Here is a 21,963-nt window from a genome sequence, read left to right on the forward strand (position 1 = left end):
CGCGACGGGGTCACGTTCGGACCGGGCCGCGACCGTAAGGACCGGCCCGCCCGGGACGAGACGCCATCACCGGGTCCGAGGGTCAGTACCGCACCGCGAACCCGACACCGGCGAAGAGGTCGCCCGCCCGGCGGTTCAGGCCGAACCCGAACCGGGCGTCGACCTGGAAATTCGGAGTCACCCGGTACAGGAGCCCGCTGTCGAAGTAATACTGGGGACCGGCCCGCGGGGTGTCGGCCCCGGCCGGCGCGAGCACGAAGAACTCGGTGAACGCCCCGAGCCGCTCGGTCAGAGTGTACCCCACCGACAGCGATTGCGCGAGCTGGGCGTACGTGCCCCCGGTGTCGTCCACGGCGGCGGCCGCGGCGCTGGTCCCGCCGAGCGACACCAGGTCGGGGATCAGCTCCCACGAGTAGAGGTACAGTAGCCCCGGCAGCGGGTGCCGGCCGCTCAGCTCCCGCCGCCCGGTGGGGACGGTCATCTGCAAGGTGACCGCGGTTTCCGGGCGCCAGCCGGCGCCCTCCGTGAGGGCGAACTTGGTTGCCAGGTAGAGGTCCTGGAAGCCGGTCGCGCGGGCGACCCCGTCGGTGCCGGCGGATCGGGTACTCAAGGCGCTTTGGCCGACCTGGACCTCGAACCAATCGGCCAGCAGTCCGACCCGGAGCAGCGCCTCAGGGAACGAGTGAGAGGTGACCCGGGTGACGGGATCACGGGCGGTGGTGAACGTGTACCCGCTCTCCAGTTGCACGCGCCCGCGGCCGACGGTGCGGCTGGAGTTGGTGAAGTCCGGGCGCTCGGTGGTGATCGGGGTTTCAGCGTCCGAGCGGCCGCCGGGTGCGGGATCGTCCTCGGACCCAGAATCACCCGCCGGCCCGGAACCGGGCCACTGGAATAGTGCTTTCGGCGGTGCCTCACCCGGGCCGACGTGGTTCCGCGTGACGCACCCGCACGCCAGAACCACCGCCAGGACGGGAGTTAGTAACGCGCGGTACATCGGCACCTCGTGTTCGGCCGCACCGATTATCGGCGTTTTGTGACCTAACATTTAGATCATCGTAGCCCGAACCCACGGTGCCCGCGCGGCCCCCGTCAACAGCAAAGGAGACCCTCACGTGAGCGACGAAAACCACAACCCGGCCGCCGTACAGGCCGATACCGGTCAATTCTTGACGTTCTGTCTAGCGGACGAGGAGTACGGGCTCGAGATCCTGCGGGTACAGGAGATTAAGGGGTACTCCAAGGTGACCCCGCTGCCTAACACCCCGCCCGAAGTCAAGGGGGTCATGAACCTGCGCGGCACGGTCGTCCCGATCATCGACCTGCGCACCCGGTTCGGGCTCGACCAGGCCGAGTACACCCGGTTCACCGTCATCATCGTGGTCACTGTCGGCACCAAAGTGGTCGGCCTCGTCGTCGACGCCGTCTCCGACGTGCTCAACGTGGACGCCAAGGAACTGGTGCCCACCCCGGACCTCGGGTCCCGAGTGGACACCACGTTCCTCACCGGCATCGCCCGCAACGGCGAGCGTCTCGTCTCCCTGCTCAACATCGATCGGCTGGTGGGGGCCACGACCGGAGGGGCCGCACTCACGGCTTGACCGCACGGTCCCACTCATCGTCCCGCCCGCGCGGGAACCACCAACGGCGAGCCTCTCGTGATCAAGAGCTTTAACAACCTCGGCATCGGCACCCGCCTCATGGGGGCGTTTCTGTTGCTGGCGTTTATCAGTGCGGGCGTCGGGCATTACGGGTTGAGGGCGATTGACGACCTGAACCACACCGTCGAGAACACCAACGGGAACCTGCTCCCCTCACTGACGGCTCTGAACGAGATGGGCGGGAAAGGGATCACTACGATCCAGCGCACCGAGCGCACGTTGATCATGGCGACTCGCAACAAGAACGAGGCCAACATTCAGCGGGCGCGCGCGTACCAGACGGCCGCCTGGGACACTATCCGAAACGCCACCAAGCGGTACGAAGCGCTACCGATGGGGGATCGGGAAAAGCGCCTCTGGAACGAGTTCCTTCCGCGGCTGGAGCAGTTCCGCAAGGACCACGAGGCCACGATGGCGGCCCTGAGCGCCGGTCGGGTCGACGAAGCCGAGAGGTTGTGCCTCGCGTCCACGGAACATACGAACCAGGCGAATGCGGCGCTGAACGCCCTGATCGACTTGCAGAACGAGATCGCCGGCCAGGAGGCAACGGCCGCCCGTGCCAAGTACGAGTCCTCTCGGACTGCCATGTTCTCTGCCATCGCGATCGCGGTCGTCGTAGCAGTGGCACTCGGCGTCTTCTTTCGCGCGCTGATCGTGCGGCCACTCGATGCAACCGTACGGGTGCTGGAGGCGGTCGCGTGCGGTAACCTCACCCACAAGGCGGTTGTCACGTCGGAGGACGAGTTCGGGCGCCTGGGAAATGCCCTCAACGCCACAGTTACCGGTCTCCAGACCGCACTCAAACAAGACAAAGTGAGCTGGGAAACGGTAGGGACACAGCAAGAGCAGAACGCCGACTTCGCGGGCCAAGTTGCGGCGGTGGGCAAGGCGATGGCGGTGATCGAGTTCAAACTCGACGGCACCATCGTTTCGGCCAACGAGAACTTCCTGGGCGCTTTGGGCTACCGGTTGCCGGAGATCCAGGGGCGGCACCACAGCATGTTCGTGGAGCCCGCAGACGCGAACAGCTCCGCGTACCGGGAGTTCTGGGCGCGACTGAACCGCGGCGAGTTCATCGCGAGCGAGTTCAAGCGGCTTGGTAAGGGCGGCAAGGAAGTGTGGATTCAGGCGTCCTACAACCCCATCCTCGGGCGCGACGGGAAGCCGTACAAGGTGGTCAAGTTTGCCGCAGACATCACCGCCGCCAAGCTCATGGAACAGAAAATCAAAGACGACGCGACTGAGTTGCAGCGCAAGGTGGAGGAGATCCAGATCGGGGTGGGCGCCCTGGCGGCGGGCGATTTTACGGTCGCGATCCCGGACTTGGGCACCGACAACGTGGGCCGGATGGCTCACTCGCTGAACCAAGCGGTCGTAAGTATGCGGGCCGCTCTGGAGGGCGTATGGAAAGTGTCCGAGCAACTGGCCGACGCGTCCACCCAACTGTCCGGTGCCAGCGAGGAGATCGCGTCCGGTGCCCAGGAGCAGGCGAGTAGCCTCGAAGAAACGGCCAGCAGTCTTGAAGAAATTACCGCCACCGTGCAGCGCAACGCCGACAACGCCCAGCAGGCCCGACAACTGGCCGGCGGGTCGCGCGAGGTCGCCGAGCGCGGTCGCCAGGTGGTGAGCGGGGCCGTCGAAGCCATGGGCGAGATCAACGGGTCCAGCAAGAAGATCGCGGAGATCATCACCACCATCGACGAGATCGCGTTCCAGACCAACCTGCTGGCCCTCAACGCCGCCGTCGAGGCGGCCCGGGCGGGCGAACAGGGGCGCGGGTTCGCGGTGGTGGCCACCGAGGTCCGCAACCTGGCCCAGCGGTCCGCCACCGCCGCCAAGGAGATCAAAAGCCTGATCAACGACAGCGTCAAGAAGGTGGATACGGGCACGGAGCTGGTGAACAAGTCGGGCGACACCCTGGCCGAGATCGTGACCAGCGTCAAGCGGGTCACCGACATCGTCACCGAGATGGCCGCCGCCGGCAAGGAGCAGTCGATCGGCATCGAGCAGGTCAACAAGGCGGTCAGCCAGATGGACACCGCCACCCAGCGGAACGCCTCCCAGACCGAGGAGCTGTCGGCGACGGCCCAGTCCCTGACCGACCAGGCGGCCCAGCTCCGCGACCTCGTCGCACGGTTCAAACTCGGCAACAACGGCCACGCGCCCACGCCGCGCCCGGCCGCCCGCAAGCCGGCCAAGCAGAACACCGGACCGAAGCCTCGTGCCGCCGTCGCACCGGCCGCGAGCGGCCGCGGGCGGGACGACCTCGGGGCCGACAGCGGGTTCGCCGATTTTTGAACTCGATCACCGGCCGACAGGTCGAACACAAACGCAGCAACACGAGTCCATCAACAAAGCAGGGCACGCTCCGGGCTCAACCCGGAGCATGCCCCGTTCAAATCGCTCGTCCGTTCACCACTTGAAACTACACTGCGTGTAGAACAATTGAACGTTATTCGGGTTGCCGGTGCGTCGCCAGAACGTGCCGCCGAAGAACTTCGAGTACCCCACCATGAGCTGCGTGTGCTTCGTCAGGTTGATGTCGGCGAGTAAGTCGATTTCGTCGCCCACATCGGTTCCGGACCGGCCGGTCGCGTCCCGCCGCAGCACCCCGCCGTCCGCGATGTACAGGGCGTCGCGCCGCGAGTCGAGCGAGAAGGCGTGGTACTGAGCTATAACGCTCAGCCACTTGGTTGGGGTCGCACTGATCTGCATGTTCAGGTCGTGGATGTTCTGCCGGGCCACGAGGTCGAGATACCCGAGGTAGTTGTGGCGCTGCCCGAACAGTTGATTGAAGGTCCGGTTGCTCCCGGAGCGGCCGGTAGGGTCCTTGTCGCCCGAGGCGTAGTCGTAGTAGATCCACACGTGCGGCACCCAGGGCACCTCGGCGAACCGCCAGCCCAGCCCGGCCGTGGCGAACCGGGCCAGCGCGTGCCGCGTGCCGCGCTCGCCGAACTGCACGCCGCCCTCGAAGTCGAAGAGCAGGTGCTTGTCCACGTCACCACAGTACCGGCTCCCGAACGTGTGGATGTCGCCGTTATTGGTTGTCGTGTTCGCCTGGGCCAGGCCCAAGTAGTAGAAGTCGAAGGACGTGCCCTCCCGCGGGCGGTACTGGCCCCACAGCCCGAACAGGTTCTGGTTGTTGTTCACCGAGTCGAACTGGTCGAGGTTGGTGACGACGGGTTGCACCCAGAACGCGTCCAGGCTCCACTGGTCGTTGGCCCAGTACGCCTTCGCCCCCTGGAACGTGCGGCGCGTGTTCGCCCAGTCGGGCGGGGAGAGCAGCCGCTGCGAGCCGTAGAGCAGTTCCTGGCGCCCGACCCGCACGTAGAGCGGGCCGCCGAAGGGGTCGCCGACCTTGGCGTCCACGAAGCCGTTCTGCAGTTCCGGACCGCTCCCGTCGTTGCCAACCGGCGGGAGCCGGTTGTCGTAGATGTCAGTGTACATGAACTCAGCGAACACCCGGAACTGGTCCTTGTACCACAGGTCCCCGTACGAGCGGACCCGGAAGTTGTTGAAGAAGTTGTTGGTCCCGGTGCCGCGGCCGCTGAGCTGGTTCATGTACCGGTCGCGCACCTCACCGCCGGTGGAGAACAGGAAGTCCCCGTCCGGGCCGAAGTGAATGCGCTTGTACGCGTCGGACCAGTCGTAGTCGGTGTTCTTCGGGTCCTCCAGGTAGCGGAAGTCGTAGTTGTAGTACGGGTTCGAGTTCAGGCTCCGGGGGCCGAACTGGTACCGCGGCGCCTTCTCCGAATAGTTCCCGTGGATCTCGTCGACCAGGGTGTAGTAGCCGCCCCCCTTCTCGCGGATGGTGAACCAGCCCTCGCGGTGGCGCGGGAAAATCGGCGGCACCTTGGCCCAGTTCACCTTCTTCTTGTCGTCCTCCTTTTTCTCATCGGCCTTCTTGTCCCCGGCCTTGCCGGCCGCCGGCGGAGTGCCGGACGGGTTCGTTTTGGACGTACCGTCCGGTTGCAGGGCGGCGCTCGCCTCCGTCCCGGCCGCCGCTTCCCCGGCCGGCGGCTCTTGTGGCATCTGGGCGCGGGCCGACGCCTCGGCAAACCGGGCGGACCGCGTGGGCTGCGGAGGGGGCGTCGCCGCCTCGGCGAATCGGGTGGGCTGCTGAGCACCGGCTTGGCTGAGCAGCACGAGCGCGCTGCCGAGCGCTACGGCTGCGGTCCACGCCGTGCGTGACCGGCCGGGTGATTGGGGCGAGCACAACATTTCATGTCTCCCGACGTGACGGGTAACTGAGGTTCGGGTGTTCGGACCGCGTCTTCGCGTGCATCGTCCCTCACCAAGGATGTAAAGCCTTGGCCTGCATTTTTTTGAGCTGTTTGGGAGCGAGCCGAAGAACGTGCTACAGGAGTACAATCGTCAGGTCGGGAGGTTCGACTTGTGCGGTTTTTTGGTTAAACGCGGCCGGCGCGGGCTGAGCGAGTTCGGCGAGCTGGGGCGGTCCGGTGAACAACTCTTCCTCGAAGTTCACGATAAATGACTTGAGTTCCGTTTTCACGCTCCGACAGGGTTCTGTGCAGCTCGTGCCCCAAATCGAGTGCTATACGAGTGTAAGAGGCTCTCGGGTCGGCGGTTCGACCTGACGTCCGCGGCGGCTCACACGGACGAATGCCATCGGCGACACGCACGCCCACGGGCACCGGCGCATACAGCGAGAACTTTCATGCTCGGTCTCGTCATGCGGGTGAACATCGGCCCGCGGCTGATCGCCGGTTTTCTCCTCGTTGCGACGGCCTGCTTCCTCATCGGGCTCCGCGGGCTCACGGCGAACGAGACGACGAACGCCCAGCTCAAGCTCGCGAACACCGACACCATCCCGTCGCTCATCCACCTGGACAACATCCGGTCGGCGGTGCTCGCCGTGCAGCGGTCCGAGCGCATCCTGATTCTGGCCCTGCTGCGCAACGACGACAAGCGCTGCCAGGACACGTACAAGAAGTTCATCGACGGCTGGGCCACGATCCGCGCCGGGGTCACGGAGTACGCGGCCCTCCCCCGCTCGGCGCAAGACGAACAACTGTTCAAGCAGTTCGAAACCGCCCTCGCGGCCTGGCAGAGGGACCACGACAAGATCGTCGGCCACGCCAAGGCGAAAGAAAACGCCGCCGCCGAAGACGCGATGATGAAAGAGTGGGCGAGTTCGGCCTCCCGGCTGAACGGCACGCTCACCGAGATGATCACGGCACAACAAGAACAGGCGCGGGAGGCCCAGACCCAGTCCGAGCGGCGCGCCGGCGAACTCCGCCGTGAGTTGTGGGCGGTAATGATCACCGCGACGGTCGCGGCGGTCGGGCTCGGGCTGCTCCTGTCCGTCTCGGTCACGCGCCCGCTGCGGGGCACCGTGCACGTGCTGGAAGCGGTCGCGCGCGGCGACCTCAGTTCGACCGCAACCGTTCGCTCCGGGGACGAGGTCGGGCGCCTGGCGGCGGCGCTGAACACGGCCATCGGCGCCCTGGTGGCCGCCAAAAACGCGGAGGCCGAGCGGCTGCGGGTCGACCACGAGCGGGCCGAGGCCGAGCGGCTGCGCGTCGAACGCGAGAACGCCGCCGAGCGCGAGCGGGCCGAGGCCGAGCGCCAGCGGGCCGAACGGGACATGGCGGCCTCGGCCTTGCTGCGCGAGAAGGTGGCCGTGATCATCAAGACGGTGGATGCCCTGGCCGCGGGCGACTTCACGGCCTCGACCCCGGACCTGGGGACCGACGATGTGGGCCGCATGGCTCACGCGCTGAACCAGGCCGTGCTGTCGGTGCGGACCGCTCTCGAAGGCGTGCGGGAGGTGTCGGAGCAACTCGCCGACGCGTCGGCCCAACTGGCGGCCGCCAGCGACGAAATCTCCATCGGGGCCCAGGAGCAGGCGTCCAGCCTGGAGGAGACCGCCAGCACCCTGCAACAGATCACATCCAACGTCAAGCACAGTGCCGACAGCGCCCAGCAGGCGCGACAACTGGCCGGCGGGTCGCGCGAGGTCGCCGAGCGCGGCGGTCAGGTGGTGAGCGGGGCCGTCGAAGCCATGGGCGAGATCAACGGGTCCAGCAAGAAGATCGCGGAGATCATCACCACCATCGACGAGATCGCGTTCCAGACCAACCTGCTGGCCCTGAACGCGGCCGTCGAGGCCGCACGCGCCGGCGAACAGGGCCGCGGGTTCGCGGTGGTGGCCACCGAGGTCCGCAACCTGGCCCAGCGGTCCGCCACCGCCGCCAAAGAGATCAAGGGGCTGATCCAGGACAGCGTCAAGAAGGTGGGGGCCGGCACGGAGCTGGTGAACCGGTCGGGCGACACGCTGGCCGAGATCGTGACCAGCGTCAAGCGGGTCACCGACATCGTCACCGAGATGGCCGCCGCCGGCAAGGAGCAGTCGGTCGGCATCGAGCAGGTGAACAAGGCCATCAGCCAGATGGACATCGTCACCCAGCGGAACGCCGGCCAGACCGAGGAGCTGTCGGCGACGGCCCAGTCCCTGACCGACCAGGCGGCCCAGCTCCGCGACCTCGTCGCACGGTTCAAGCTCGGCAACAACGGGCACCCGGCTGCGGTTCAATCGCAGCCGGCCGGCAGGAACAGCCGGCCGCGCGCCCTTGTTGCTCAGTCGAGAAACAACGCCCGCAGCGGCCACGAACGCGACTCGTCCGGCCGCTCGGACGGGTTCACCGACTTCTAGCGGTAACCCCGTCCGCCGCCCCGGGCGAGCACCGCCCGGCGCCATCTCTTCCGTACCTCCGGAGCGAAAGTAGCCCATGCCTCAGCCCGAACCGAAGCAAACCGCGGCCGGCTTCCCACTCACCTCGGACGAATTCGAGGGGATCCGCGCCTACCTGTACCAGGAGACCGGGATCAGCCTCAGCCCGTCGAAGCACGACATGGTCGCGTCGCGGCTCGCCAAGCGGCTCCGCGCGCTGGGGTTACGGTCCTACGGCGAGTACCTGCGTGCGGTACGCGACGGCAATCGGTCGGACGAGCGCCAGCAATTCATCAACTGCCTGACCACGAACAAAACCGACTTCTTCCGCGAGCCGCACCACTTCGATTTCCTGCGCGACACCGTGGTCCCGGAGCTGGCCGGGCGGCGGCTGCGGATCTGGTGCGCGGCCAGTTCCACCGGCGAGGAGCCGTACACGCTCGCCATGACGGCGCGGGACGCGTGCCCGCGGGAAGAGGGCTGGGACGTGAAGATCCTCGCGTCCGACATCGACACGCAGGTGCTGGCGCACGCGGAGCGGGGGGTGTACGACTCCGATCGCACCTCCGGCATCAGCCCGGAGCTGCTCCGCAGGCACTTCCTGCGCGGCACCGGGGCCAACGCCGGCAAGGTCGCGGCCCGGCCCGAGCTGCGCGAGGTGCTCACGTTCCGCCAAATCAACCTGACCGCCGGCACCTGGCCGGTGCGCGGGCCGTTCGACGCCATTTTCTGCCGAAATGTGGTGATCTACTTCGACCGCGACACCCAGGACAGGCTGCTGAAACGGTTCGCCACGCTGCTGAAGCCGGGCGGATACTTGTTCATGGGTCACTCGGAGAACATTCACTGGCTGAGCGACACGTTCGTCCCGCTCGGCGGCACCGTGTACCAGTTCGGCGGGGCCGGCCCTTCGGCCCCCGCCCGCAAGCTCACCTCGGCCGCCGCGCCGCGGCCCGCTGCGGCGCGGCCCGCCGAGCCGCGCCCGCCGGCGCCCGCCGCGCCCGCCGCGCCCGCCGCACCCGCCCCGGCGGCCGCAAAGGCCCGGCCCGAAGAGGAGCACAGCATCATCCTGGGTGAGGTGCAAGCGACCCGCGGGCCGGCGGTCATCAAGACGCTGCTCGGGTCGTGCGTGGCCGCGTGCCTGTGGGACCCCGAAACCGGGGTCGGCGGGATGAACCACTTCTCACTGCCCGGCGGCAGCGCGGACGACGGCGCCAACGCCCGGTACGGCGCGTACGCGATGGAGCTGCTCATCACCGCAATCATGAAGAAGGGCGGGGACCGCGCGCGGCTGCGGGCCAAGGTGTTCGGCGGTGGCAAGGTGCTCAACGTGGACGCCCCGACGATGAACGTCGGCGAGCGGAACGCCGAGTTCGTACTAAAGTTCCTCGAGACCGAGGGGATCCCGCTGGTGGGGCAGTCGCTGGGCGGCAACAGCGGGCGGCTGGTGCGGTTCTACCCGCACACCGGGCAGGCCCAGGCGAAGCCGCTGGCGTCCCGCGAGCTGCCCGCCGTCACCGCCCGCGAGAAGGACTTCGGCCGCCAGATCCAGCAGCGCGTCGAGACGCCGCCGGACGACGACATCACGCTGTTCTGATCCGCGAACCGACCCCTGTATCCGCGGGGCGGCCGCGCCCCCGCCCCGCAGGCTCACGCACGAGGCTCACAAGTGGCACGCACGAAAGTGATGATCGTAGACGACTCCGCGCTCATGCGGCAGTTGCTGACCGACATCCTCCGGACCGACCCCACGATGGAGGTGGTGGGGTCGGCCCCCGACCCGTACACGGCCTGGGACCGGATCAAGCAGGTGGAGCCGGACGTCCTCACGCTCGACGTCGAGATGCCCCGCATGGACGGGCTGACGTTCCTCGAGAAGCTCATGAGCAACCGCCCGATGCCGGTGGTGATGGTGTCGTCGCTCACCGAGAAGGGGTGCGAGACGACGTTCCGCGCGCTCGAGCTGGGGGCGGTGGACTTCGTCACCAAGCCGAAGCTGGACATGACCAGCGGGACCATGGCCCTGGCCGGGGAGCTGGTCTCGAAGGTGAAGGCGGCCGCACGGGCGCGGGTGCAGCGCCGCGCCCCCCGGCCGGCGGCGGCCGGGGGGCCGGCCCGCGCCCCGGCCGCCGCCGGGTTCCGCACCACCCACAAGGTGATCGCGATCGGCGCCTCGACCGGCGGGTGCGAGGCGCTGGTGTCGGTCCTCAGCGCGTTCCCGGCCGACGCCCCGGGCACCGTGGCGGTGATCCACATGCCCGAGGGGTTCACCAAGTCGTTCGCCGCGCGGCTCGACCGGCTGTGCGCGGTCCGCGTGTCCGAGGCGCGGGACGGCGACCGGGTGGTGCCCGGGCACGTGCTGCTGGCCCCGGGCAACTTCCACCTCGAGGTCGCCCGGAGCGGGGCGATGACCGTGGCCCGGGTGCGCGGCGGCGAGGCCGTGAGCCGGCACCGCCCGTCCGTGGACGTGCTGTTCCAGTCGTGCGCCCGCGAGCTGGGGACCAACGCGGCCGCGGCCATCCTCACCGGGATGGGCGACGACGGGGCGCGCGGGCTGGCCGCCATGCGCCGGGCCGGCGCCCACACGATCGCCCAGGACGAGGCGACGTGCGTGGTGTTCGGGATGCCCAAGGAGGCGATCGCCCTGGGCGGCGCGGCGCAGGTGCTCCCGCTCGACCGCATCCCCGAGCACCTGCTCCGGACCGCCGCGGCGATCACGTGAGCCGCGGCCCCGCCCGGCCCGCGGGCGGGCAAATTTGCACCACAACGTTCGATCAGGAATGTCAGGTTTAACCGCGATCGGCACCGCTCGCGACCCGTGTAGGAACCGAACCCGTTAGCTCTTCCCGGAGGATGGTGACATGTCCACGATTCGTGCCCTGGTGGTCGACGACTCCCGCGTCATGCGGAACATGGTGATGAACGCCCTCAAGATGTCGCGGCTGGCGACGTTCGAGTTCACGGAAGCGTCGGACGGGGCCGACGCGCTGACCAAGTTCGACCCGACCAAGATCGACATGTGCTTCGTCGACTGGAACATGCCGAACATGAACGGGGTCGAGTTCGTGAAGCGGGCCCGGGCCACCGGCACGGCGTTCCACATCCCGATGGTGATGGTGACCAGCGAGCAGACGATGGCCAAGATCGAAGAGGCGCTGAACCAGGCCGGCGCCGACTCGTACATCTGCAAGCCGTTCACCCCGGAAGACATGAAGGTGAAGCTGGAAAAGTACGTCAACAAGGTGCTCAGCAGCCGGGCGCCGGCTGAAAAGCAAGGCGGGTTCTTTTCGGGCCTGCTGAGCTAGTGTCCCGCTCCCGAAGGCAGCGGCAACGCGCCGACACCGGAACACACTCACCGGACATCGGCGCGGCCTTGGGGGATCTGGAACCGCCGGGCATGGGTTTCTGCCGGCCGGCGCCGGCGACCGCCGCGGCCCCTTCTTGCTTGCCGTCGCCGGAAGGCCGAAGCGTTGCCCGCATCTACCCACCGCCCGGCCCTGGACCGCCGGGTGCTCCCGGAGACCCGACTCCATGCCCGAAGTGATATCATCGGCCGCAACCGACGCGTTCCCGAAGGCCATCACACAGGCCGTTCGGGAGGCCACGACCGCGTTCCTCACGACTTCGTGCGGCCTGACCCACGTGCCCGACGCGGCGGGCGATGAAGGGTCGGGCGGCGCCGGAATCATGAGCGCCATCTCGTTCCTCGGGGACACCCCGTGGGCGTTCGCGGTGGTGCTGCCCGAGGCGTCGGCGGTCGCCATCGCCAAGGCGTTCGCCGGGTTCGAGATCCCGTTCGACAGCCAGGACATGGGCGACCTGGTGGGCGAGATCGTGAACGTGATCGCGGGTGACGTCACCGCGCGCCTCCACGCCAAGGGGATCAAGGCGCAAATGTCGCTCCCCACGTCGATCCGAAGTGCGGACGCGGCCGCCCTGGTCCCGCACGGGACCGCACCGAGCCGGCTGCTGTTTGATGGGGCAGACGGGCGCTGCTGGTTCGATCTCGTGAGCGACCGAATCGACGGGCTGACCTTCCGCCAACCGGGGTGAGTTGAGCCGCTCCGCGATCGTGCTCGGCCGGTCGGGCGCGCCGGCCGAGCACGATCGCGGAGCGGTGCCGAACCGCAGGTGCCGGACGGATGGCGTGCCGGTCGGAACGCCAGTGCCCTGAATCGAACGGCCCGAAGCGAATGTCACGGTTCTGTTTCGCACCTCACACTGCCGCCGGCTTCCGCACTCGGTTGTCGCTCCTGATAACCCTGGGAGAAGCCGGCCGCGCGAGCCGATGCGTGCGGCCGTAGTCGGGCAGTAACACTTTCGTGCCTGCCTTGATTCGCCGCGCGCGCCGCCCTAGAATTCCGCAGATTGTCACCCATCCGTCCGGCTCACCCCGGACCCGTCCGGCCGACGCGGGACGCCCTCCTCCCACCCGCCCGACCCCTACCGGAACCGCAGACGTCTAACGCCTTGCCCCGGTTGGTGCCGCGACACGGACGGCATATGATGGGGTGAAGCCGCCGCGGGACGGCCGTAGCACAGATTCATCCCCAATCGCGGGAGACGGCGTCGATGTACGAACGATTCACGGATCGTGCCCGGAAAGTGATGCAGCTCGCCAACCAGGAGGCGCAGCGCTTCAACCACGAGTACATCGGGACCGAGCACATCCTGCTCGGTCTCGTCAAGGAGGGCTCCGGGGTCGCGGCCAACGTGCTCAAGAACCTGGACATCGACCTGCGCAAGATCCGGCTGGAGGTCGAGAAGATCGTCCAGCACGGGCCGGGGGGCGAGCAGGTGGTGATGGGGCGGCTGCCGCACACCCCGCGGGCCAAGAAGGTCATCGAGTACTCGATCGAAGAAGCCCGGAACCTGAACCACAACTACGTCGGAACCGAACACCTCCTGCTGGGCCTCTTAAGGGAGCAGGAGGGCGTCGCCGCTCAAGTTCTGATGAACCTGGGCCTCAAGCTCGAAGACGTGCGCGAAGAAGTTCTGAACCTGTTGGGCCATAACATGCCGAACGAATCCGAAGGCAGCAGCGGGCGCGAGGGCGGCGATCGTAGCCCGTCGGAGCGCGCCGGCCGCAACAAGTCCAAGACGCCGGCGCTCGACAGCTTCGGCCGCGACCTGACCGAACTCGCCCGCCAAGGGAAGCTCGATCCCGTCATCGGCCGCCAGGCCGAGATCGAGCGCGTGATCCAGATCCTGAGCCGCCGCCAGAAGAACAACCCCGTCCTCCTCGGCGAGGCCGGGGTCGGCAAGACCGCGATTGTGGAAGGGCTCGCGCAACTGGTCGTCGACCAGAACGTGCCCGAGCTGCTCCGCGACAAGCGGATCGTGGTGCTCGACCTCGCGATGATGGTGGCGGGCACGAAGTACCGCGGCCAGTTCGAGGAGCGCATCAAGGCGGTGATGAACGAGGTGCGCCGCGCGAAGAACACCATGCTGTTCATCGACGAGCTGCACACGCTCGTCGGCGCCGGCGGCGCGGAGGGCGCCATCGACGCCAGCAACGTGCTGAAGCCGGCGCTGGCCCGCGGCGAGATCCAGTGCATCGGGGCCACCACCCTCGACGAGTACCGCAAGTACATCGAAAAGGACGCGGCGCTGGCCCGGCGGTTCCAGGCCATCATCGTCAACCCGCCGTCGATGGCGGAAACGATCGAGATCCTCAAAGGGCTCCGCGACCGGTACGAGGCGCACCACCGGGTGCAGATCACCGACGCCGCGCTCAAGCACGCCGTCGAGCTGAGCGAGCGGTACATTACCGGCCACTGCCTGCCGGACAAGGCCATTGACGTGATCGACGAGGCCGGCGCGCGGGTCCGCCTGAAGGGCATGACCCGGCCGCCGGACCTCAAGGAGCTCGACGAGAAGATCGAGAAGCTGAACCAGGAAAAAGAAGCCGCGGTCATGGACCAGGACTTCGAGCGGGCGGCCAGCCTGCGGGACCAGTCCGAGAAGCTGCGCAAGGAAAAAGAGACGCAGCACAAGCAGTGGCGCGAGAAGGCCAAGGAGACCGACGGCGTCGTCGACGAGGAAGTCATCGCGGAGGTCGTGTCGAAGATGACCGGCGTGCCGCTCCGCAAGGTGGGCGAGGACGAGACCCGCCGGCTGCTGAACATGGAGGCCGAGCTGCACAACACCGTCATCAGCCAGAACGAGGCGATCCACGCCATCGCGAAGGCGGTGCGGAAGAGCCGCTCCGGCATGAAGGACCCGAAGCGCCCGATCGGCAGCTTCATCTTCGCCGGCCCGACCGGCGTCGGCAAGACGCTGCTCGCGAAGCAGCTCGCGAAGTTCATGTTCGGCGACGAGAACAACCTCGTGCAGCTCGACATGTCCGAGTACATGGAGAAGCACAACGTTTCCCGGCTCGTGGGCGCCCCCCCGGGCTACATCGGGTACGAGGAGGGCGGCCAGCTCACCGAGAAGATCCGCCGCAAGCCGTACTCGGTGGTGCTGCTCGACGAGATCGAGAAGGCCCACCCGGACGTGTGGAACATGCTCCTCCAGATCATGGAAGAGGGGCGGCTGACCGACAACGTGGGCCGGGTGGTGGACTTCAAGAACACCATCCTGATCCTGACCACGAACATCGGCGCCGAGGTCATCATCGACCAGAACGTGATGGGGTCCGGGTTCACGAAGCACCTCCAGCGGGACGCGGAGGTGAGCTACCTGGAGATGCAGAAGAAGCTTAAGGGGCGGATGGAGAAGGAGTTCAAGCCGGAGTTCCTGAACCGGCTGGACGACATCATCGTGTTCCGCAAGCTGACCAACAAGGACCTCAAGCAGATCGTCGAGATGGAGCTGTCGAAGGTGGCGAAGCGGCTGTCCGAGAAGGGCATCACGCTGAACGTCACGGAAGAGGCCAAGGACTACCTGATCGAGAAGGGGTCCAGCACCGAGTACGGCGCCCGCCCGCTGCGCCGCGCGATCGAGCAGTACCTCGAAGACATGCTGGCCGAGGAGCTGCTGAAGGGCACGTTCCACGGGACCGACGTGCTGACGGTGAAGATCGTTGAGGAGAACGGCGAGAAGAAGCTGGGCTTCGAGACCGGCACCCCCGCGGCGGTGGCCGCGGCGCAGCCGTGACCGGCCGCTCGGAAGCGACAGCGTGAAGGCTCGGCGTCTCACGACGCCGGGCCTTTTTCGTTTCAAGGGTTGTCGCGTGAGCGGGGCATCAATGCCCCCGTCCCGGTTCGGCGGGCGGTCCCGGTACACGCTGACGAATACCGGTGCTGCCGGAGCTACCCCGGTTCGTGAGGCGCGGTACGCGGCGACCGGGCGACAGTTCAGCACCGGCCCAAAGGTCGGGCGCGTGGGATCGGCGCTTATCGCCGCCTCCCCGGGCCGCTCTTACCAACCTCGCGGGCCGTGAACCGATCCAGAGCCGCCGCGTACCGGCACCACCACGCGAGTCGCGCCCGGCCCCAAGTGACCAGAGCCACGAGCGCGAAGAGCATGACCGGAACGAGCGGAAAGGGCAATTCATCGGGCCGGAGCACGAAGTACGCGCCAACACCGGATGCGAGCAAGACGCCAAGGAGACCGGCCCCGGCCGCGCCCGCTCTGGGTAGGCAGAACAGCACCCCGCCGACGAACTCGGCCGCCCCGACCAGCAGACGCACCCAGGCGGGAATCCCCCACTGGTCAAACTGCGGCCGCACACCGGGGAGCAGTTTCGTCAGCCCCGCGACCACGAACAGCAGGCCGACGAGCAGCCCCGTTCCCCACACCGCGACTGGGCCGCGCCGGTAGCGCAGGTCGGGCTGAAATGCCGATTCGATGAACATCATTGCGGTTGCTCCGAGTGAGTGTTGGTCGCCGGGTCAGGGCCGTGCGGCGGCTCTTTGGGCAGTCCGTGTTCGTCGAGGGGCGGCGGGCCGTCCGCGTGCGTGCCCGTGGCGTCCCACCGCACCAGCCCCAGATCTTCGACGAACACCACGTACAGCACCGGGACGAGCAGCAGGGTGACGCCCGTCGCGACCAGCAGGCCGATGATCTGCACGTAGCACAGCGGCTCCCACAGCGGCCCGCCCTTGAGTGCCAGTGGGATCAGCCCGCCGACCGTGGCCAGAACCGTCACGAGCACCGGCCGCAACCGGGCCAGCCCCGCGTCCACGACGGCTTCGCGGACCGGCTCGCCCTTCTCGTGCGCCTCCTCGATGTACTCGAACAGCACGATGACGTGGCTCACGATCACGCCCATCAAACTGGACAGGCCCAGCCCCGCGAAGAACCCGAGCGGCACGTTGAACGCGAGCAGCCCCATCAGCCCGCCGACCATCCCGAACGGCACCGCCGCGTACACCAAGAGCGGCTTGGTGAGGCTGTTGAACTGCACCACCAGCGCCAGGTAGATCGCCAGCATGGACACCAACCCGGCCGTCGCGATCGACTTGAACCCCTTTTCCTGCTCCTCCTTTTCGCCGCCGACCGCGAACCGGTAGCCCGGGGGCCATTCGGCCGACACCGGTTTCAACTTCTTTTCGACTTCGTCCACGACCGCGCTGGGGAGCGTGCCGGGGAGCGCGTCGCACTTGATGGTCATGCACCGCTCGTTGTCGCGGCGCAGCACCTTCGGCGGGACCGCCTCCAACTTAAACTCGCTCACCTGGTCGAGCGGGACTTTGGAACCACTCTGGCTGTTGAACACGGTCAGGTTCGCGAGGTCTTCGGTCCGCGCGCGCTCGTCGGGGCGGAGCCGGAGGGCGATCGGGATGAGCCGGTCGCGCTCGCGCAGGTACGTGGCCGCGGTGCCCGAGAGCCCGGCCTGGGTGACGGCCGCCACGTCCTCGTTCGTCACCCCGCTCACCGCGGCGCGGTCCGGCCGCACGCGGAGGCCGAACTGCAGCGCGTCCGGGTCCCAGTCGTCGTGTATGTTGTCCGTCCCGGGGATCGACCGCATCACACCCTTCACCTGCGCGCCGAGCCGGCGCAGCTCGGCGATGTCCGTCCCGTAGACGCGGATCTGAACCGGCACGCCGATGGGGGGGCCGCTCTCCAGCACCTCGACGGTGAGCCGCCCGGTCGCGTGCGGCGGGAGGACCAGCTTGAGCCGGTCGGCCAGCGCCGCGGTCGCGTGCGCGTCCCGGGTGTGGACCAGGATCTGGGCGTAGTTCGGCGCCGGCTGTTCGGGCACCACCGACAGCCAGAACCGCGGCCCGCCCTGGCCCACGAACGTCGTGTACGCGGTCACCTCGTCCCCCGCTTCGGCGTCGACGAGCCGGGTCACCCGCTCGGCCTCGGCCGCGGCGTCGCGGATGGACGTGCCCTCGGGCAGGAACACGTTGACCGTGAACGTGTTGTGCAGGTCCTTCGGGAAGAACGCCGACCCGATGAGCGGCACCAAGCTCACCCCGGTGACGAGCGCGGCCGTGGCCGCGAACAGCGTCAGCCAGCGGTGCGCGATGCACGCCCGGCAGACCCGGGTGTACAGCCCGGCGAACCCCGCCCGCTCGTCCGGGTGCGCGCCGGCCAAGCCCTTCTGGCCCCGCAGGAGGTAGTAGCCCAGCAGCGGCATGAACGTCATCGACACGACGCGGCTGGCGACGAGCGATGCGGTCACCACCACCGGCAGCGAGTAGATGAACTCCCCGGACCCGCCGCCGATCAGCAGGAGCGGTAGGAACGCGACGATGTTGGTGACGGTCGCGTACAGGATGGCGCGGGCCAGCTTCTGCGGCCCGAGCCACGCGGCCACGTCGCGCGGCCGGCCCTCGGCCAGTTCCCGGTTGATGGCGTCGCTCGCGACCACCGGGTCGTCGACCAGGAGCCCCAGCGCGATGATCAGCGCGGCGATCGAGATCTGCTGGATGTCGATGCCGACGAGGTGGCACAGGCCGATGGTCATCGCGACCGCGAGGGGGATGGACGCGGCCACCAGCAGCGCGCTGCGCCACTCCATGAACACCAGCGCGACTACCACCACGATCAGAACGGCTTCGATCAGGCAGTCCGCGAACTGGTGGATCTTCTTCTCGACCTGGAGCGGTTCGTTGCTGGTCCGCTCGACCCGGAGGTCGTCGGGCAGTTCGGCCTTGAGCGCGTCCAGTTTCGCCGCCACGTCGGCGTCGAACTCGGCGATCTGCGTGCCCTTGATGTGCCGCACCGCGAGCGTGACCGCGCGTCGCGGGCCGGGTTGTTCGTCGCCTCTGATGGTTCGGTAGTGGAGCTGCCGGGGCGGGTCCTGGTACCCCCGGACGACCTCGACCACGTCGCGCAGGTACAGCGGGTAGCCGGGGCGCGCGTCGAGCGGCACGCCGCCGAGGTCCGCTTCCGATTTGAACTCGCCCGACGGCTTCACCGCGAGCGTCTGGCCCGGCAGCTCGACCTGGCCGCCGGGCAGGTTGATGTTCCGCGCCGCGAGCCGCGCGTTGATGGCCGACGGGTCGAGCCCCAGTTCGGTCAGCCGGCGGTTGCTGTAGTAGAGGAAGACGGCCTCGTCCTGGGTGCCGAGCTGGTCGATGCGGCCCACGAACTTCGACTGCCGCAGCCGGTCCTGGATCAGGTCGGCGTACTCGCGCATCTGCTTGAAGGTGTACCGCGCCACCCCGCCCGGGACCGACCGCACCCGCTCCTTGAGCGCGGGGCCGAGTCGCGCCGGGTCGGAGACGAGCACCCCGGGCCACACGTCCGGGTGCCCGGTCCCGCTCCCGAGTGCGTCCCGCTCCCACGCCTCGATGGCCGCGCGGGCGCCCGCCTCCGTCCTCCCGGGCGCGAGCTGGAAGTCCAGAACCCCGGCCCCCAGCGCGGCGACGTACTGGGCGTCGGTCGCGACCCCGCCTTCGGTCAGCGCCCGCAGCAGCGACCGCCCCATCCGCTCGACGAACTCCGCCGACACCCCGGCTGGGTGAACGATCACGCCGCTGAGGCGCGGGCCGGCGCGGCCCGCCCGGGCGGCGGACACCGCCCCGCCGATCACCCGCGCCCGCTCGTCGATCTCGAAGTCCGACACCGGCGGGCTGCTGAGGGTCAGCATCACCGCGACCGTGTCCCCGAAGTCCTTATCGAGCTTCGGCCTGAGCGGCGGCCCGCCGACGCTCGGCAGATCGTCCAGCGCGTCCAGTTTCGCGGCCAGGTCCTGCCACACCTGCTCCGCGTTCCGGGTGGTGTCGAACAGCGTGACGAACACCACCGACTGCCCCTGCCGGCTGATCGAGTTGACCCGCTCGACGGCCGGGTTCTCGGTCATCTTCTTCTCGACCTTACGCGTCACCTGTTGCTCGACGTCCGTCGGGTTCGCGCCCGGGTACGGGGTGATAATGACCCCGCTGCGGATCTGGATTTGGGGGTCCTGGCGCTGCGGCATCTGGCTGTACGAGTACAGCCCCCACGCGATCGTGACGAGGAGCAGGGACCACGCGACCGGGCGCTTGTAGACGAAGAACTGAGAAGCGGTCATCGGGTGCCCTCCGAACCGGTCGCGGCCGGGTTGCCGAGCGGCTTCACAACCGCGCCTTCGAACAGCCGCGGCGCGCCCGCGACCACCACCTCGTCGCCGGGCCGCAACCCGCCGGGCGTGCCGGCGCGGATCGCGGCACGTGCGTCGAGCACGCCGTCCAGTTCCACCGGGCACGCGCGGGCGGTGACCCGGTCGCCGTCGCGCGCCACCTTGTAAGCCACCAGCCGCCCCGCACCGGCCGCCTCGCGCGTGACCGCGACGAGCGGCAACAGGGTGGCCGTTTGGTCCTCGCCGATGGTCGCGGTTGCCACCATCCCGGGCCGCAGGCCGCGCGGCTCCGCCACGCGCACTTCGACGAGGTACGTGCGCGTCTGGGCGTCCGCGGTCGGGGCGATCTTGGTGATGACCCCGCGGAACCGGTCGTCCGGCAGCGCGTCCGCGGTGACCGCGACCGTGCCGCCGAGCGTCAACCGGCCGACGACCGAATCGGACACGCCGAACGCGATCCGCACGCTCGACAGGTCGACCACCTGGAACGACTTCTGCCCCGCGGCGACGCGCTCGTTGGCCTCGACGTACCGGGTCGCGATCGTGCCCTCGGGGTAGGGCATCCGCAGGGCACAGTAGGCGAGGTTGGCGTCGGCCTGGGCGAGTTGCACCTTCGCGCCATCGACCTCGCGAGCGGCCGAGTTCACGTTCGCCGCGGTCGTTTCTGCCCTGGACTTGGCCGTATCGAAGTCGGCCCGCGAGCCGGCCCCGCCTTCCAGGGTCCGGCGCGCGCGGTCGAACTCCTTGCTCGCGCTGTCGGCGTCGGCCCGCGCGGACACCAGCTTCGCCTCCGCCTGCGCGAGCCGCTCGGCGGCGAGCACCCGGTCCCGCTGGTAGTCGGCCGGGTCGAGCCGCGCGAGCACGGTTCCCGCCGGGAACCGGTCGCCCTCGTGCAGGTCGCGGTCACCGCCGCCGGGACGTTCCACGCGGTGCAACGCCTCCACCGTGCCACCGACCCGGAACGACAGTTCGACCCGCTGCCACTCCTTCACGGTGCCGCTGTACCGGAGCGCCCGGGTCAGGGTTTCCGGGCTCAGCCGCACGGTTGTAACCGCGATGGGGGGCGGGTCCACGGCGGCCGGTTTCCGCGACTGCGCGACGGCCACGAGGGTGCTCCGGGCGAACACTGCGACGCCGATCACCAGAGGGACGACCACTATCCAGGCCGCCATTTTTTGACGGATCGTCATATTTGGTCCAAAAAAAAGCCGATTATTCGGCCAGGCCAGCGAGACGGGATTCTTCCGGGAACACTTCCCGGAAGATGCGATGATGTGCGGTCGCGTGATCGGCCTCGTTCGACAGTGGTCGCCAGCCCAACCCGTCCAGGTAAACGGCGACCTGATCCCGGAGCGCGCGGAACGGATCGGTCACCCCGAGAGAACGGTAGAGGCTTGCGAAACTGTTCATGATGGTGAAGGTGCCGATATGGATGGCCGCAAACCCTACGATCACGTCGCCCACGGAACGGTGCGCCGGAAGCGTGAGATCGCCCAGACGTATGGCTTCCTCGACCAGGGTTTGGATCGAGCCGAAACAGCGGCGCTCGAGAGCCTCAACTTCGTTGCGGCGCTCCTCGGAGGCCCGTTGCGAGAAGTCGTCTACCTTGATGAGCAACTCGGACCGGAAGTGCAGGGGTTGGAGGGTGACGAAGATCTCCTCCGCCGCGGTGATGGCTTGCATGCGCTCGCGCGTTGTGCCGGCGAACCGGACGGCCCGCTCGAACCACGCCACGCGGCGCCCCAGGCTCTGGATCGCGAGCGCACTGATCAAATCTTCCTTGGAACTGAAGTGCTGGTACACCGTCCCCTTGGAATATTCGGTCGCTTCCGCCAAGCGGTCCATGTTGAAACTCGCCAACCCACCCTCGGCAATCATGCGCCGCGCGAGGTCGAGGAACTCGACCTCGCGCTGCTGGAACTCGCGCTCTCGCCGATTTCGCGTCTTCATAGAGTCAATTATTGACGAGTCGTCACAAAAAGTCAAGCTGTTACGGATTCAAGGGGTGCCCCGAAGGTTTGGCGACGCTCAAGCGGCGGCCCAGAAATAGTGTCCAGTCCCGTCAACTCGCAGAGCGGTATCGGCCGGGAACGCACCACCACCGACAAGAATGTAGTGCACATGCGACCAGAAGCAGGAGTGCAGCTCCA

15 protein-coding genes are annotated in these 21,963 nt (G+C 68.1%); 8 read left to right on the forward strand and 7 right to left on the reverse strand.

Annotation, left to right across the window (positions count from 1 at the left end; translation table 11 throughout):
- Positions 1-82: 82 nt before the first annotated feature.
- Entirely contained in the window at positions 83-994 is a 912-nt protein-coding gene (locus GobsT_RS27120) for a transporter (protein WP_029601174.1), read from the reverse strand.
- A 118-nt stretch (positions 995-1,112) separates the two neighbouring features.
- On the opposite strand from GobsT_RS27120, the gene GobsT_RS27125 reads away from it, so the two are divergent.
- Together GobsT_RS27125 and GobsT_RS27130 are read left to right on the forward strand one after the other, a co-directional pair.
- The gene (locus GobsT_RS27125; protein WP_010046938.1) at positions 1,113-1,598 is read left to right on the forward strand and encodes a chemotaxis protein CheW; all 486 of its coding nucleotides are present in this window, start codon (positions 1,113-1,115) and stop codon (positions 1,596-1,598) included.
- Positions 1,599-1,655: 57 nt separating this feature from the next.
- The gene (locus tag GobsT_RS27130) at positions 1,656-3,956 is read left to right on the forward strand and encodes a methyl-accepting chemotaxis protein (RefSeq protein ID WP_010046939.1); all 2,301 of its coding nucleotides are present in this window, start codon (positions 1,656-1,658) and stop codon (positions 3,954-3,956) included.
- A gap of 114 nt (positions 3,957-4,070) precedes the next feature.
- Here GobsT_RS27130 and GobsT_RS27135 read toward each other — a convergent pair whose 3' ends face one another.
- Both GobsT_RS27135 and GobsT_RS40630 read right to left on the reverse strand, forming a co-directional pair.
- Positions 4,071-5,879, reverse strand: a complete 1,809-nt coding sequence (locus GobsT_RS27135; protein ID WP_010046940.1) for an alginate export family protein — start codon at positions 5,877-5,879, stop codon at positions 4,071-4,073.
- Positions 5,880-6,015: 136 nt separating this feature from the next.
- On the reverse strand, positions 6,016-6,144 hold the full coding sequence (locus GobsT_RS40630) for a hypothetical protein (RefSeq protein WP_261340061.1): 129 nt from the start codon (positions 6,142-6,144) through the stop codon (positions 6,016-6,018).
- Positions 6,145-6,336: 192 nt separating this feature from the next.
- Here GobsT_RS40630 and GobsT_RS27140 point away from each other — a divergent pair, with 192 nt between their 5' ends.
- The 6 genes from GobsT_RS27140 to GobsT_RS27165 all read left to right on the forward strand — a co-directional run bounded on the left by GobsT_RS27140 (position 6,337) and on the right by GobsT_RS27165 (position 15,453).
- Entirely contained in the window at positions 6,337-8,334 is a 1,998-nt protein-coding gene (locus tag GobsT_RS27140; RefSeq protein WP_010046943.1) for a methyl-accepting chemotaxis protein, read from the forward strand.
- A gap of 76 nt (positions 8,335-8,410) precedes the next feature.
- A complete protein-coding gene (locus GobsT_RS39020; protein ID WP_010046945.1) occupies positions 8,411-9,949 on the forward strand; it encodes a CheR family methyltransferase in 1,539 nt (512 codons plus the stop codon).
- Between the two features lie 90 nt (positions 9,950-10,039).
- Positions 10,040-11,074, forward strand: coding sequence for a protein-glutamate methylesterase/protein-glutamine glutaminase (locus GobsT_RS27150; protein WP_109571458.1), 1,035 nt, complete (start codon positions 10,040-10,042; stop codon positions 11,072-11,074).
- A 139-nt stretch (positions 11,075-11,213) separates the two neighbouring features.
- Positions 11,214-11,657, forward strand: coding sequence for a response regulator (locus tag GobsT_RS27155; protein WP_010052958.1), 444 nt, complete (start codon positions 11,214-11,216; stop codon positions 11,655-11,657).
- Between the two features lie 226 nt (positions 11,658-11,883).
- Positions 11,884-12,405 (forward strand): chemotaxis protein CheX, encoded by a 522-nt coding sequence (locus tag GobsT_RS27160; protein ID WP_010052959.1) that lies wholly within the window; start codon positions 11,884-11,886, stop codon positions 12,403-12,405.
- 519 nt (positions 12,406-12,924) lie between these two features.
- On the forward strand, positions 12,925-15,453 hold the full coding sequence (locus GobsT_RS27165; RefSeq protein WP_010042387.1) for an ATP-dependent Clp protease ATP-binding subunit: 2,529 nt from the start codon (positions 12,925-12,927) through the stop codon (positions 15,451-15,453).
- Between the two features lie 239 nt (positions 15,454-15,692).
- On the opposite strand, the gene GobsT_RS27170 is transcribed toward GobsT_RS27165, so the two are convergent.
- From GobsT_RS27170 to GobsT_RS27185, 4 genes are read right to left on the reverse strand one after another with little or no spacing between them, the layout of a single operon-like run.
- A complete protein-coding gene (locus tag GobsT_RS27170) occupies positions 15,693-16,157 on the reverse strand; it encodes a DoxX family membrane protein (RefSeq protein WP_010042386.1) in 465 nt (154 codons plus the stop codon).
- Complete coding sequence (locus GobsT_RS27175; protein WP_010042384.1) at positions 16,154-19,765, reverse strand: efflux RND transporter permease subunit; 3,612 nt, start codon at positions 19,763-19,765, stop codon at positions 16,154-16,156. Before GobsT_RS27175 ends, GobsT_RS27170 begins: the two co-directional genes overlap by 4 nt.
- The gene (locus GobsT_RS27180) at positions 19,762-21,003 is read right to left on the reverse strand and encodes an efflux RND transporter periplasmic adaptor subunit (RefSeq protein ID WP_029600999.1); all 1,242 of its coding nucleotides are present in this window, start codon (positions 21,001-21,003) and stop codon (positions 19,762-19,764) included. The genes GobsT_RS27175 and GobsT_RS27180 overlap by 4 nt, the downstream gene beginning before the upstream one ends.
- A gap of 22 nt (positions 21,004-21,025) precedes the next feature.
- Positions 21,026-21,763, reverse strand: coding sequence for a TetR/AcrR family transcriptional regulator (locus GobsT_RS27185; protein WP_010042381.1), 738 nt, complete (start codon positions 21,761-21,763; stop codon positions 21,026-21,028).
- Between the last annotated feature and the right edge of the window lie 200 nt (positions 21,764-21,963).

Source organism: Gemmata obscuriglobus (genome assembly GCF_008065095.1).
GTDB lineage: Bacteria > Planctomycetota > Planctomycetia > Gemmatales > Gemmataceae > Gemmata > Gemmata obscuriglobus.

What these genes read in the sequence shown, in the direction of transcription:
- GobsT_RS39020 (WP_010046945.1), top strand. Translation starts at nt 8,411, where the DNA reads ATGCCTCAGCCCGAACCGAAGCAAACCGCGGCCGGCTTCCCACTCACC.
- GobsT_RS27150 (WP_109571458.1), top strand. Translation starts at nt 10,040, where the DNA reads ATGATCGTAGACGACTCCGCGCTCATGCGGCAGTTGCTGACCGACATC.
- GobsT_RS27170 (WP_010042386.1), bottom strand. Translation starts at nt 16,157, where the DNA reads ATGATGTTCATCGAATCGGCATTTCAGCCCGACCTGCGCTACCGGCGC.
- GobsT_RS27120 (WP_029601174.1), bottom strand. Translation starts at nt 994, where the DNA reads ATGTACCGCGCGTTACTAACTCCCGTCCTGGCGGTGGTTCTGGCGTGC.
- GobsT_RS27140 (WP_010046943.1), top strand. Translation starts at nt 6,337, where the DNA reads ATGCTCGGTCTCGTCATGCGGGTGAACATCGGCCCGCGGCTGATCGCC.
- GobsT_RS27180 (WP_029600999.1), bottom strand. Translation starts at nt 21,003, where the DNA reads ATGACGATCCGTCAAAAAATGGCGGCCTGGATAGTGGTCGTCCCTCTG.
- GobsT_RS27165 (WP_010042387.1), top strand. Translation starts at nt 12,925, where the DNA reads ATGTACGAACGATTCACGGATCGTGCCCGGAAAGTGATGCAGCTCGCC.
- GobsT_RS27175 (WP_010042384.1), bottom strand. Translation starts at nt 19,765, where the DNA reads ATGACCGCTTCTCAGTTCTTCGTCTACAAGCGCCCGGTCGCGTGGTCC.
- GobsT_RS27135 (WP_010046940.1), bottom strand. Translation starts at nt 5,879, where the DNA reads ATGTTGTGCTCGCCCCAATCACCCGGCCGGTCACGCACGGCGTGGACC.
- GobsT_RS27155 (WP_010052958.1), top strand. Translation starts at nt 11,214, where the DNA reads ATGTCCACGATTCGTGCCCTGGTGGTCGACGACTCCCGCGTCATGCGG.
- GobsT_RS27185 (WP_010042381.1), bottom strand. Translation starts at nt 21,763, where the DNA reads ATGAAGACGCGAAATCGGCGAGAGCGCGAGTTCCAGCAGCGCGAGGTC.
- GobsT_RS27160 (WP_010052959.1), top strand. Translation starts at nt 11,884, where the DNA reads ATGCCCGAAGTGATATCATCGGCCGCAACCGACGCGTTCCCGAAGGCC.